This is a genomic window from Alteromonas sp. P256 (assembly GCF_036864455.1).
Taxonomy (GTDB): Bacteria; Pseudomonadota; Gammaproteobacteria; order Enterobacterales; family Alteromonadaceae; genus Alteromonas.
The window spans coordinates 26,128-39,116 of sequence record NZ_JAZETM010000013.1 but is presented as its reverse complement, the minus strand read 5'-3'; the positions used below and the strand labels follow the sequence as shown (position 1 = coordinate 39,116).

General features: G+C 44.7%; 14 protein-coding genes. 5 read left to right on the top strand and 9 right to left on the bottom strand.

The features are described from left to right. Positions 1–49 precede the first annotated feature (49 nt). Positions 50–1,858, bottom strand: coding sequence for a trans-sulfuration enzyme family protein (locus V7R39_RS16065; RefSeq protein WP_334031941.1), 1,809 nt, complete (start codon positions 1,856–1,858; stop codon positions 50–52). Between the two features lie 164 nt (positions 1,859–2,022). On the opposite strand from V7R39_RS16065, the gene V7R39_RS16060 reads away from it, so the two are divergent. Continuing rightward, entirely contained in the window at positions 2,023–3,000 is a 978-nt protein-coding gene (locus V7R39_RS16060) for a D-2-hydroxyacid dehydrogenase (protein WP_334031940.1), read from the top strand. Between the two features lie 20 nt (positions 3,001–3,020). Here the strand turns inward: V7R39_RS16060 and V7R39_RS16055 are convergent, their stop codons facing one another. From V7R39_RS16055 to V7R39_RS16030, 6 genes are all read right to left on the bottom strand, one after another. Then, on the bottom strand, positions 3,021–3,593 hold the full coding sequence (locus V7R39_RS16055; protein WP_334031939.1) for a glutathione S-transferase family protein: 573 nt from the start codon (positions 3,591–3,593) through the stop codon (positions 3,021–3,023). A 177-nt stretch (positions 3,594–3,770) separates the two neighbouring features. Beyond that, positions 3,771–4,115 carry an iron-sulfur cluster insertion protein ErpA gene (gene erpA / locus V7R39_RS16050; protein ID WP_163104394.1) on the bottom strand — a complete coding sequence of 115 codons (345 nt, stop codon included), beginning with the start codon at positions 4,113–4,115 and terminating at the stop codon, positions 3,771–3,773. A gap of 111 nt (positions 4,116–4,226) precedes the next feature. Continuing rightward, on the bottom strand, positions 4,227–4,478 hold the full coding sequence (gene minE, locus V7R39_RS16045) for a cell division topological specificity factor MinE (RefSeq protein ID WP_032097356.1): 252 nt from the start codon (positions 4,476–4,478) through the stop codon (positions 4,227–4,229). Then, positions 4,478–5,287: a septum site-determining protein MinD gene (gene minD / locus V7R39_RS16040; protein WP_071980489.1), complete on the bottom strand. Its 810-nt coding sequence runs from the start codon at positions 5,285–5,287 to the stop codon at positions 4,478–4,480. The genes minE and minD overlap by 1 nt, the downstream gene beginning before the upstream one ends. 31 nt (positions 5,288–5,318) lie before the next feature. Then, entirely contained in the window at positions 5,319–6,089 is a 771-nt protein-coding gene (gene minC, locus V7R39_RS16035) for a septum site-determining protein MinC (protein ID WP_334031938.1), read from the bottom strand. 321 nt (positions 6,090–6,410) lie between these two features. After that, on the bottom strand, positions 6,411–7,826 hold the full coding sequence (locus V7R39_RS16030; RefSeq protein ID WP_334031937.1) for a class II fumarate hydratase: 1,416 nt from the start codon (positions 7,824–7,826) through the stop codon (positions 6,411–6,413). A 321-nt stretch (positions 7,827–8,147) separates the two neighbouring features. On the opposite strand from V7R39_RS16030, the gene azu reads away from it, so the two are divergent. Beyond that, positions 8,148–8,624 carry an azurin gene (gene azu, locus V7R39_RS16025; RefSeq protein WP_334031936.1) on the top strand — a complete coding sequence of 159 codons (477 nt, stop codon included), beginning with the start codon at positions 8,148–8,150 and terminating at the stop codon, positions 8,622–8,624. A gap of 133 nt (positions 8,625–8,757) precedes the next feature. Here azu and V7R39_RS16020 read toward each other — a convergent pair whose 3' ends face one another. Next, a complete protein-coding gene (locus V7R39_RS16020) occupies positions 8,758–9,498 on the bottom strand; it encodes a DUF6776 family protein (RefSeq protein WP_334031935.1) in 741 nt (246 codons plus the stop codon). 119 nt (positions 9,499–9,617) lie between these two features. Here V7R39_RS16020 and V7R39_RS16015 point away from each other — a divergent pair, with 119 nt between their 5' ends. The 3 genes from V7R39_RS16015 to V7R39_RS16005 all read left to right on the top strand — a co-directional run bounded on the left by V7R39_RS16015 (position 9,618) and on the right by V7R39_RS16005 (position 12,181). Beyond that, positions 9,618–11,294 (top strand): chloride channel protein, encoded by a 1,677-nt coding sequence (locus V7R39_RS16015; protein WP_334031934.1) that lies wholly within the window; start codon positions 9,618–9,620, stop codon positions 11,292–11,294. A 1-nt stretch (position 11,295) separates the two neighbouring features. Then, complete coding sequence (locus tag V7R39_RS16010) at positions 11,296–11,724, top strand: CopD family protein (protein WP_032097350.1); 429 nt, start codon at positions 11,296–11,298, stop codon at positions 11,722–11,724. 265 nt (positions 11,725–11,989) lie between these two features. Then, the gene (locus V7R39_RS16005; RefSeq protein ID WP_334031932.1) at positions 11,990–12,181 is read left to right on the top strand and encodes a hypothetical protein; all 192 of its coding nucleotides are present in this window, start codon (positions 11,990–11,992) and stop codon (positions 12,179–12,181) included. Positions 12,182–12,203: 22 nt separating this feature from the next. Here the strand turns inward: V7R39_RS16005 and V7R39_RS16000 are convergent, their stop codons facing one another. After that, positions 12,204–12,908, bottom strand: a complete 705-nt coding sequence (locus V7R39_RS16000) for a UPF0149 family protein (RefSeq protein ID WP_334031931.1) — start codon at positions 12,906–12,908, stop codon at positions 12,204–12,206. Positions 12,909–12,989 lie beyond the last annotated feature (81 nt).

Genomic DNA, 12,989 nt, shown 5'->3' with positions numbered 1-12,989 from the left:
CCAGCTTAATACCATTTTCTCATTAGAATGGCGCTGAGATAATCATTCCTCAGCATGAGTTGCCCATAAGTGACTTCATACTGGGCTTACCACCAAAATGCTGAGCGCAGACTCTTTGGCTTACCTTTACATACAGCGCATCAATTGCCTCATTATTCATAAATTGATGACTAAACCCTGGCGTGCTGGAATCAATGAAGTGACGAGAAGCCAGCATAAAATGTGCAATGAGCTGCTTTACGTTATCGCTACCCATCGCAATGCGCATAGTAGTAAGCTCAATTCCCGCTTTCGACTGCTCGCCTTTACTTAACTCAGAATGCGAGGTTAACGCAGGGCAAAGCACAATAGTGTTGTTCTGACCAATACTCACTTGATGACTAAACGCAGGCTCTAGGGCATCGAAAAAGCGAGTAAATACGTCTTTCGCTAAACCAGCGGGTGCCATATCGATAGTAAATAAGGTACACGGCCAGCCATGAGCGTGCTGTTTTTCCCTAAGTCCTGCATTTTCGTGCTCTGGCAGTGCATGGCAATTCACTCTAATGAGCGGATGAGAGCTTAAAAATGTCGTAAACACTTGTGTATTGATAACTTTCGTCATCATTCGCTGCTCTAACGTTTTCATGCCATTTAATACATCAAACGCTTTTTCAGAGTCTAAGAAAGCGCCCTTGATGTAATACACGTCCCAGAACATGGTTTGCGACCAATCTACACCGTCTACACTGCTTCCCTTAGGCTGAAACATGCGGTGGCCTTCACCTATCACCACACCAGCGGTTGTTGCGCCACTGCCGCACAAGTCTTTGGTATAGCTATGAACAACATAATCTGGGCGTGCAGCTTTATTTTTATGCTGCAGTGGCTGATGTAATACCGGCGTGGCAAGCGTAGAATCAAGCATTACCAGCGCACCTTCAGCATGAGCAAGCTCACTGATACCAGGCACATCGAGAACATAGCCATGGGGGTTACACGGAGACTCCATGTAAACATGCATTGAAGCACCATTGTTTAAACGCTCAGCGTGCTGATGCTTAGTGTGTGCTATAAAATCTGCAAAGCTCTCTTTGTCATACCCGTCGAACCACACAATTTGAATATCCATCCTATTTTCTCTGGCGAAGAAATCGTGAAGAAGCTGGTAAACGCCCCCATACACATTTCTAGACACAATTAACACGTCGCCATGACTTAATACGTTCGACAGCATGGCATCAATCGCTGCCATTCCAGAGTTAAAATTCCAAGCAAGGTATTCAGAAGCATAGGGGCCTGCTTCCATGTCCACAATGGCGTTCGCCAGGGAAATATTGGTTGGGTTCAGTAAACGAGAATATATTTGGTGAGTAAACTCTTTGCCTTGAAATGCATCGTCTACCCACTCTGTGCAGGCATACACGTAAGTTGCTGTTCTCACCACGACCGGAGTCGCTGAAAATAGCGCAGTAACGTTATCAAACATTGGGTAATGACCCTGAGAGCCATTGCCGCTAGACAAACTTTGATAAGTTGCGCGAAACGGGTTTTGTAATGTATCTAGCACCTTGGCAATTTGAAAAGACAAGAACTTTTTAGCATTGAAATAGGCGACCCTGTCTTCTTTGTCCAACGTTTGCAATGTGTTGGTAGTAATATTCCACAGCTCCATTACACTTGATTGTGCGCCATATAGGTGGTGCGCGGTTTGTGCTAAAGCCTTGCCGTAGTCGCTAGACGCATCGATGCCAAAATGGCTTAGCTGTTCGCTAACTAAATCCTCTGTGGTATTGGCCTCAGTGGTATTGCGTTTAGGTGAAAGTACTTTAGCGTGTTCAACCGAGATAGAATGATTGTGGGTATTATCCGACTGCATGATAGTTCCATTAAAATAGTGAAATTGGATTAGGACTGTTGGCTAAGCTAAAAAGCAAACCATTAACTAAAACTTAAAACGATATTTACAATTTGAGAACAAACAGGCATGCGATAGATGAACATGCACTAGGAAAGAAAAGTTTACTTAAGAGTAAAATCTGAATGAATGAAAGCGCTCAAAAACCATTAAAAGTCGTCATTTTAAGCAACGAGGCAGAGCAGATTGCTGACGCTATTCGTACAAAAGCGGAAATTTTACCCGATACTTTTCAGTACATTGATATAAGCATCGCCACTGAGAGCACCGAGGATATCGACTGTGATAACACCGAAGTGCTGCTTGCAGATCCCAATCTAGCGGCTAGGGTTATTCCGCGCTGCCAGCATTTGAAATGGTGCCAATCTACCTGGGCTGGCAATGCTCCACTTCTCAACCTTGAAAAAACTGACTATGAATTAACGGGGCTAAAAGGCGTATTTGGGGAGTTAATGCGTGAGTATGTGTTTGCCTACTTACTACAGTTTGCACGAAACATACCCGCATTTGCCGCGAATCAAAACGCTGAGCCACCGGTGTGGCGCGCTGAGACACGCTTTCCCCTCAACGGTTTAACACTGGGTATTATTGGTTTAGGTAATATCGGCCGTGCGCTTATTCCTGTAGCACGTAGTTTTGGGATGAAAGTGATTGGCGTGTCGAGAAGCGCTAAGCCAGTCGACGGTGCAGACGCCATGTATATGCCTTCGCAAATTAACCAATTTGCAGAGAATGTCGATCACGTTGTTAATCTTATGCCCGACACCTCGCACACCCAGCAGCTGCTCTCTAAAGACTTCTTTGCTCACCTACAGCCCCATTCTATTTTAATCAATGCAGGGCGAGGAAGCGCTATAGACGATGACGCATTAATTAATGCGTTAGACGAAGGCCGGCTGGCTCACGCTGTTTTAGATGTTTTTGACCATGAACCATTGCCAGCTACTCATCCATTTTGGCATCACCCAAAAATAACGGTAACTGCTCACACTGCGGCAGAGTCTCAACCTGAAGATGTGGCACAGGTGTTTTTAGACAATGCCGAGCGCTATCTCAACCATCAACCGCTACGCTATAAACTCGACTTCACAAAGGGCTATTAGAGGTTATCAGCAGTGCAAATTTATGTGCGAGGATCGGTAGCTGTCACTTCAATTTTGTTTTGATGTTTTTCATGAAACATCAGTAGCTCAGGATAATCTCGCATGTCGTGTAGCTCTCGGAACAGTACCCAATCGACTAATGAGTAAAGGCATATTTCAGGATAGTGCCAGCCTGCAAATTTCCCCTCATTTATTTGCTTTGCAAGTATAGATAACACGCCCTCTATACGTTCCCTTTGCAAGTTGAAATATAACTTTTCTTTTTCAATATCAAAGTCAGAGCGCTTGAGCAGTAAAAGCTGTACTAGGGAGTCGTTGACTGCGTCAATTAAGGTTAATTGATTCTCAGCCTTCCACGAGAGTCGCTCGTAGTTATACTTTTCGGCAAGGTAGTTATAAATAATGCGCGAATCGAGAATAATTTCACTGCCATCTTCTAAACAAGGCACTTTCATTGTGGGGTTGCGCGAAGCTAGCAGTAGCCTGTCATTACCAGAGAATATATCTAAATTTAAGAATTCATGCTCTGTTGAAGCGAGCACAATGCGGATTCGTCTTACATACGGAGAAGTTGTGGAGCCATATAATTTCACAATTGCGTCCTTCCATAGTTATGCTTTAATCATAGTGTAGACACAAAGTTGCCTCTATGAAAAGGATGAAACGAAATGAAAATGGATAAAATTGAGGAACAACAAAAGAGGGTAAATTAGGCAGATATAAAATGAAAAAACTATATCTGCCCGCTACTGGGTTTAAGATGGGCGACCTTATACGCTGAAGCTAGCTCCGCATCCACACGTTGTTGTGGCATTAGGGTTTTGCACTAAGAATCGAGAGCCTTCTAACCCATCAACATAATCGACAACACCGCCGACTAAATATTGTAAGCTCATTGGGTCAACAACCAGTGTTACACTGTCTTTTTCAATGGTCATATCGCCTTCATTGACTTTCTCATCGAAAGTGAAACCATACTGAAACCCTGAGCACCCGCCACCGGTAACGTAAACACGCAACTTAAGCTCTGTGTTCTCTTCTTCGGTAATCAGCGCTTTCACTTTATGTGCCGCCGCATCAGAAAACTCTATTGGCAACGCCGTTTCGACTGACATATTTACCCCTAACGTTAATTACTTTTCGTTCATTTTACTATGCCTTAGTATCTAATACATCAGTATTTACGGCAAATAACGTGAGTTTAATTCGGTACAAGTAAAAACTAACTACTCTGGCAACGTGACGTTTAGCTCTAACACACTACAGTCATCGTTGTTATCTAACTGTACAGACACTTGATCGTCCGCTATTGCCACGTACTTGCGAATAACTTGGATAATCTCTTGCTGCATCATCGGCAAATAATCGGGTTCAGTGCGCTTTCTGCGCTCATGAGCCACAATAATCTGTAAGCGCTCTTTTGCCACCGCCGCTGTGCTTGGCTTTTGCTTCTTCTTTAGTAAATCGAAAATGCCCATTACTTACCTCCTAGTAGACGCTTGAAGAATCCTTTTTTCTCAGCATCAAGGAAACGATGTTCAACGGTTTCGCCAAGCAGACGTTTTACGGCATCGGTATAGGCTTGCCCTGCATTGGCTTCTTCATCAAGAATAACAGGCTGGCCTTGGTTAGATGCTTTAAGCACAGACTCTGACTCTGGTATTACACCAAGTAGCGGAATAGCTAAGATTTCCTCTACATCTGCAACGCTAAGCATTTCTGCTGTTTCTACTCGAGCCGGGTTATAGCGAGTAAGCAGTAAATGCTCTTTTACTGCTTTGCCTTGCTCTGCGCGCATCGATTTGCTTTGTAAAATACCAAGAATACGGTCTGAGTCTCGTACTGACGACACCTCAGGGTTTGTCACTACAATGGCTTCATCAGCAAAATAAAGCGCCATCTGTGCACCTTGCTCAATTCCTGCTGGTGAGTCACAGATAATAAAGTCGAAGCTCTCTTTAAGCTCGTCTAATACCGCTTGTACGCCTTCAATAGTAAGCGCGTCCTTGTCTCTGGTTTGCGAGGCAGGCAGTATAAATAGATTGCTGGTGCGCTTATCTTTTATAAGTGCCTGTTTAAGCGACGCTTCTTTGTTGATAACGTTAACGAAGTCATACACCACGCGACGCTCACACCCCATGATAAGGTCGAGGTTTCTCAAGCCTACATCGAAGTCGATAACCACGGTTTTGTGACCTGCCAACGCCAAACCTGTGCTAATTGCTGCACTTGACGTGGTTTTACCCACACCGCCTTTGCCCGATGTTACTACTATAATCTTAGCCATTTACTGTTTTCCTTTGTACCCGCACAAACCGTTAAACCAACGCCTTTATGCGTAATGTATCTTCTTCTAAATATATTTGAGCAGGTTTTTTCCAACATTCACCTTTCACGGTGTCGTGCATAATAAACTGCCCTGCAATTGAAACGAGTTCTGCATCAAGAGACTGGCAAAAAACCCGTGCGCTACTATTTCCTTTTACACCCGCAAGCGCCCTGCCTCGCAGCGTGCCGTAAACATGAATGTTACCATCGGCCAATAGCTCAGCCCCTTCGCTGACTGACGCTGTCACTACCAAATCGCTGCCTTCGGCATAAACTTGCTGACCTGAGCGCACTGGGCGCATAATGACTTTTGCCGGTTTTAGGGCCGCGGCAGTGGGTGTCGCCACGGGCTCTGCTGCTTGGTAATTAACCGTTGAATGTGAATTCTGCTTATCACGATCTGAAGCTTTTTCCTTTGCGGGTTCGCTTCTAGGCGCGTTTACTTCGCTGTCACTAAACTTACTTTGACTAACATCAGCAAGCCCAAGGTCGTTGATGACGGCTTTTAGCGCTCCCACCTCACCTTTTACCGCCATTGGTTGCAATTGCAGGCGTCGGCAAAGTGCAATAAGTAGTTCAAACTCCGTTGCAGAGAGTGACTTCATTAGGTGTATTATCAGCGAGGAACGCGTAAAAAACTGAGGTGCACTGGCGACTTTACTCTCTAATTGCGATGTAAATGCATCTGGCTCAAAGTCGATTACTTCCAGTACTATGCTGGTGAGCGTAGTACCCTTCATGCGAAAGCACGTTGCTGTCATTTAATTTTCCCGAAAGACTTATAGGACGCTGGCTGTAAAGGCCATAAAACGCTGCGTCACACTTGTATGTTAACTGTATCAAAAATCCCCTTTACAGCAACTATAAAGCGAACATCATTCCCATAAACGTCTACTTAATAGCCAATAAAAGAAAATAAAAACGAAAGGCTGTGCAATTGCATCGAAAGGCAGGCTTCAATAAATATAATCGATAAGAAAAGCCTTATAGAAAATAGTGATAGAAGCCTTTGCAAAAGCAATTACAAAGGCCGTTTTTTTGGTCGACTGCGAGTAAACTACTTACCCCATATAACAACTGTTTCATTCACGGTTTGACGTTAGCTTTTTGGGGTCGAGCAATGCAGTCAGCTCGTCTTTCGGTATATCCGTCATTGCTTCTGCCACCTCTAAAATAGGCTTATTTTCTTTGTAGGCCACCTTGGCTATTTCGGCCGCTTTGGCATAACCAATCACAGGGTTTAACGCGGTCACTAACACCGGGTTTCGGTAAAGCACTTCCTCTAAGGCCTCTTTGTTAACGGAAAATGTTTTAATTGCCTTTTCGCCAATAAGCGAAGCGCTGTTTGTCATTAAGGTGATGGAGGAAAGTAAGTTACTCGCTATCATCGGCAGCATAACATTGAGCTCGAAGTTACCAGACTGACCGCCAATGGTAATTGCCCCATCGTTACCAATAACCTGCGCACTGGCCATGGCAACAGCTTCAGGTATAACCGGGTTTACTTTTCCAGGCATAATTGAAGAGCCTGGTTGTAATGCTTCTAGCGCTATTTCCCCTAAACCGGCAAGAGGCCCCGAGTTCATCCAGCGTAAATCATTGGAAATTTTCATCATGGTGACGGCAAGGGATTTTACCGCGCCTGACAAACTAATCGCTGTGTCCTGAGAGCTAATAACAGCAAAGAAATTTTCTGCTGGGGTAAATTTTAGCTCTGTTAACTCGCTGATGGTATCTGCAAATGTAGCGGCGAAATCTGGGTGGGCGTTGATACCTGTACCCACGGCAGTGCCGCCTTGGGCAAGAGATTGAATCGCAGGTTGATGGGAGCGAAGTGTACTTACCTGTTGTTTAAGTTGCGCCGACCATGACAACAAACTTTGATCCATTCTTATTGGCATGGCATCCATTAAGTGTGTGTGACCTGTTTTACAGTACTGGGATACCGACTCTGCTTTTTCTTCTATTTGCGCAATCAGTATTTCAACAGCGGGAATGAGGTGCTTTTCTAATTCTAATGCCGCACTAACATGAATAGTGGTGGGTATAACGTCATTCGAACTTTGACCATAATTGACGTGATCGTTAGGGTGAATAGTCTCATTTGGGTGGATAGTCTCGTTTGGGTGAATAGTCTCTCTCAAATAGCGACTCGCCACAGTAGCTATCACTTCGTTGGCATTCATGTTTGAACTGGTTCCCGAACCCGTTTGAAAGACATCAACCGGGAAGTGCGCCATGACATCATTGCTATTAAGAAGCTCATCGCAGGCACTTACAATTGCCTTCCCTCTTGATTCGTCGAGGGCTTCAAGTTTCATATTGGCTAGCGCGGCTGCCTTTTTTACGGTGATGAGTGCGCGGATAAAAGGTTCGGGTAATCGCTGACCACTAATTGGAAAGTTATTAATCGCACGCTGTGTTTGCGCGCCATACAAGGCATCATGGGGTACGTTTAATTCGCCCATACTGTCTTTTTCCACTCGCGTTTTAGTCATAGCATTCATCCTTTTTGCAATTCAAACATCTCGTTAAATAAATGGGGTTAACCAAGTAGGGTTAAATAAGTCGGGCTAAATCGATGCGTTAAAAAACGCAATACATCGAGGTATGTTTGCCCTACCTCTAACCTTACAAGTTTGTAATGCTATTTTACGGTTTTGATCACTTTATCGTTGAAACAACTGTATAACAAAGCCAACAAGAAATTAATGATAACTATTATCAATAAGGTGATCTCTCATTAACCCGCAGCGTAAAAAAGGTAAGAAAATTAGTAGGCTGGCAATTGCCGCCTCATGTAGTAAAAAAAGGAAAATGTGATGAGAAAATTATTGTTCAGTACAGCGCTATCGTTTCCATTGGCTATTGCAGCATTATTGACAGCAACTAACGCGGCGGCGGCAGACGAATGCGCCACAACGGTTGAAAGTAATGATGCAATGAAATTCAACACAGCTAATGTGGTCATTCCTGCAACCTGCGACGACTTTACCGTCACGTTAAAGCACACGGGACAGTTGCCTAAGCAAGCCATGGGGCACAACTGGGTAATGACGACTAAAGCAGACGGCCAAGCAGTCGCCACTGACGGCATGAGTGCTGGCTTAGCTAACAATTACTTGAAGCCAAACGATGCAAGAGTGATTGGCGCTACTGATGTCATTGGTGGCGGTGAAGAGGCAACAGCAACCTTTTCAGTAAAGGGGCTAGACGCTAACGAGGAGTACATGTTCTTCTGCTCTTTCCCAGGCCACATTGGTATTATGAAAGGCACTGTAACGGTCAAAGCGTAGCGCAGTAGAGGTGTCAGCGTAGCGCAGTAGAGGTGTCAGCGTAGCGCAGTAGAGGTGTCAGCCTAGCGCAGTAAAGGTAATAACCTAGCGCTGGAAAACCTAAAAGCCAGTTCGCCCCAGGCGGCTGGCTTTATTAAAGCGAGCTAACTGGGCTTTGTGACAGGCCATTCTTTCGAACATCCGTTTCGATGTCGCTCCAAAGCAGCGTTCGCTCATAATTACCCTTGTTCGTTTTATATCGATACACTGTGGTGAAGAGCAAAAGAGATTCGGGCTCAAAGGTTTCAGGGAGCGAGAAGTCTATGCTCACTGCTTGGAAATAGCGGAAGCGAAACGTAATGTCATCGCCAATAAAGTTATCATCGTTTGACTTATACGCCACGGCTTCACCCCCCAGCTCCCCTTTTATGATTAGCTTAAGCGAGCCGTTAATGACAGATTTCTGCTGAGTAGGCTGCAGCAATACCATTCGCAACTGATAGTTATTATCGCCAAGTGAAAATAGTTCGATATCGTCGGCAACAAATATGCTGTCAGACTTCTCTGGCGCAACTACCCTCTCGTAAAAAGTCAGTAGCTGCTGCTGCTCTTCAAGCTGCTGCTTAATCTCGACAAGTGTTTTTGTAAGAGACTCATTTTCGAGTTGCGTGAGTTCCATTTCTACATCTAACTGATTCACACGCGTGGTCAGCTTATTATTGTCAGTGGACAGGATGGCGATAGTTTCTTTTTGCGCTTTCACAATTAACCCATCGCCTTTGTCTATATAACGCGCTAATTGAAAGCCGAAGCCAAGCATTATCAGCATTAGAAACGCGACTAACAAAGCGAATTTGTGGTTGCCAAGAAGTGTTTTGAGTTGGTCTGTTGTCATAGTTGGCTGTGTGTAAATCTTGTTCAATGCTGATTACTGCTAAGACTACATTCTTAACATTATGAAATTTAAGTGGTTGTGGTAAGCTTTATAACACAATTACTTTACTGTACCACATCATGCGCTTTCAGGCTTTACGACAGGAAGTGGCTCACCCACGCACATCGGTTCAATTATGCCTTTTGGGCATTGTTGGAGGAACCCTTGCTGCGCTTATCATTATTCTGTTTCGTCTGTGCGTTGAATGGATACGCGAAAGTGGCGTGGCTACGCTAACATCCTGGCTGGCTCACGATTGGCTAGTGTTACTGCTCATGCCGCTTATCAGTGTAGCGATTATTCTTTTCATTGCCTTTTTAACCGGTTTTAAGCATTACCGGCTTGGTATTCCATTCGTTATTCACCGAGTAAAATATTTTTACGGCAACATTCCTTTTCGAACCACAATAAACCAATTTTTTGGTGGCATGCTCGCGCTGGCCGGCGGCTTTGTAGTTGGCAGAGAAGGCCCTTCTGTTCATATGGGAGCGTCAAGCAGCGGCCTATTGGGACAGTGGCTGCGCTTGCCCTACAACAGCGTGAGGATACTTGCCGGCTGTGGTATCGCGGCGGGTATTTCCGCCTCGTTTAATACCCCTTTTGCCGCCGTTATTTTCGTCATGGAAGTGGTATTAAGAGAGTACAAAACTCACATCTTTGTACCTATTATGCTTGCGGCGGCCTGCGGCTCGGTGCTTGCGCGCAGCGTGTTTGGTGAGGTCAATGAACTCTCCTTTCTCTCATTCACCGCGTTTAGTCAGTGGATGTACTTGTACTTAGTGGTATTAGGTATACTACTTGGCATGTTAGCTACCTTGTTCAACCGACAGCTAATGCGGGTGATGACGTGGTTTAGACCGGTGTCTATGGTGTGGCGTTTAATTCTTGCCGCCTGTATCACCGGAACCGTAGGCGCACTACTTCCAGAGGCGTTGGGCGCAAACTTTATTGATGTAGAGCACCTGTTTGACAGTGATCCCGGCACACTCTTGTTAGTGTCGGTGCTGGTGTTTAAAGTCATTCTTGCGGTTTTTGCCATTGGGCTTGGGATCCCAGGCGGTATTATTGGCCCAGTGATGGTCATTGGCATGCTCGCTGGCGCAGTGCTGCTATTGCCGCTGTCATACTTTATTGATGTGCCCGAATTTACCAATAGTTTTGCTCTCTTAGGGATAGCAGGCATGCTTACCGCTGTATTGCATGCACCGTTAGCTGCACTTTCTGCCGTAATGGAGCTGTCTTATAGCCCTCAAATTATACTTCCAGCAATGCTGGTGATTGTGCCGGCATACGTTACCTCAACCCAATTTTTTAAAAATCGTTCTATTTTCATTCTCCAGCTCGACTATCAAAACTTGCCTTACGCCATCTCCTCCATTAGAGAAGCACTAGAGAAAACCGGTGTACTGGCCGCCATGAATACAGACTATAAACTGTTTAACGATGCGCCAGAGAAAGCGCTGACCGATCATTTGGAAAAAGAGCCAACCAAAATAGTGGTTCAGCAGTCTAAATTTGAAATTGATGTTCAGTACAAGCTGGTGCAATACAATGTGAGCTTGGAACACGACGCTACAGCGCTTAGCTATTATCAAATGGAAGGCCTCAGCGCACAGTCGACACTGCATGAAGTGTACGAACATCTTAAAAAATCGCGTTCTGGCGCAGTTTATATTTACGACCAAGACTATAACGATATCATTGGCGTTATTACCTGGAATATTCTCCAAAGCTTTTTACTGAAGGCAAATTACTAGTATGCACATTTTATGGTTTAAGGCGCTTCATCTCTTTTTTATGTTGGCCTGGATGGCTGGCCTTTTTTATCTGCCTCGCCTTTTCGTGTATCACGCCACGACAACGTCACAGGTAGTGAAAGACGAATTTAAAGTCATGGAACGACGCCTTTGGTATTTTGTCACCCCCTTTGCGCTACTCACACTGGCCTTTGGTATTGCGCTTATCGTAAGTTACGGCGGCGCATGGTTTAAAGCGTCGGGATGGCTACATATAAAAATTCTTCTTTTACTTGCCATTTATGGCTATCACTTCTATCTGTTTAAGCTAATGAAGCAATTTGCTCGCGATGAAAATACACACACTCCACGCTTTTATCGCATATTAAATGAGGCGCCGGTATTAATTATCTTCGCAGTAGTATGCCTTGCTATTTTGAAACCTTTTTAACATCTAATCCTGCATAGGCATCTCAACCTACACAAAAGAGCAAAGTAAATGGATAGGACAAAAAGCAGCGAGAAAGATGCAATGAAGGAAGTTCGACTTATTGCAGCTTAATACGTTCAATAACAGTGTCATACTCACATTCTGGGTCTATGATAAGGAAGTTGATAGTGACTAAGCCTCGTTGCCTGAGTACTACAGCATTTGAAGCAATGCTTTAGAAACAAGAACTTACGTTCGTACGTAACGCTAAAATACAGGGAAGACCATGGACGACAGTAATCAGCACTTGAAAGAGCTATTGAAGCAAACCGACATTGCATTTAAAGCCCTCATGCGTGAGCCCAACTCGCTATCACTTAATCAGCAATACGAAGAGGCGAAAATAGCGCTCGATACCTACACCTCGTCTCTTAAACAAACTCTTAATGACAAATACCTTCAACAAAGACATCGCTAGCTGTCACTGCAAAGGCTGCGCCCTAAGACTGATTGTCCGTTGCCTTATTCTCCGTCGACTTACTAAAGGTCTCGAACTGATTGGGTAAAGCGCACGCCAAATCACCGGCAAGGTTGGTGTAATCTTTAAGTAGTGCAGGTAGCTGTTGTATGAGTAACGGCAGGTTCTCGCTAAGTTGAGCGACTTGCTCTACACGTCTTTGCTGATACGCTAACTCTATGTTGGCCAGCGTTGAAAACATCTTCAAACATCGCGTGAGTCGTGCCTCCGGTGGCTCACTTGAGCCCGTTTCAGCATTTCTCTCCTTTTTTTCTGCTTGTTGCCACGCGTTTTGCCATACTGACTCCACATTTTTATGAACATACAATAAACCGGTTAGCCATTGGGATAGCGCGTCGCTTGGCCGTTTGGTGTCATCGTTAGACTCAATAGCATCCACACAATAACAATAAGGTGGTAATGCAATTCGACCTTGACGCATATAGTCTAAATGAGAACGCAAGCCATTCATCAGTGTATCGGCCAAAATATCCACATCGCTGTCTACTAGTCGACTAGCGCCACTTTGAATAAGCCAGGGCATCCACTGTTCCGGCATCGGAATGTCAGGGCATGCAGCAACGGCAAAAATCATTCCATCCACCTTCTCTGCGCAGGGTAAGACGCTGCGAAAACTGTCTTGCTCTATTACTGGCTTTATAATTTCTATTGGTAATAACTCACTCACGGCGTCTTCTCATTTTCGTTTGCGTTATGATTTTTGAAACGTTAGGCTGCGCGCCTTTTTTAACATGGATATCAGATAGCG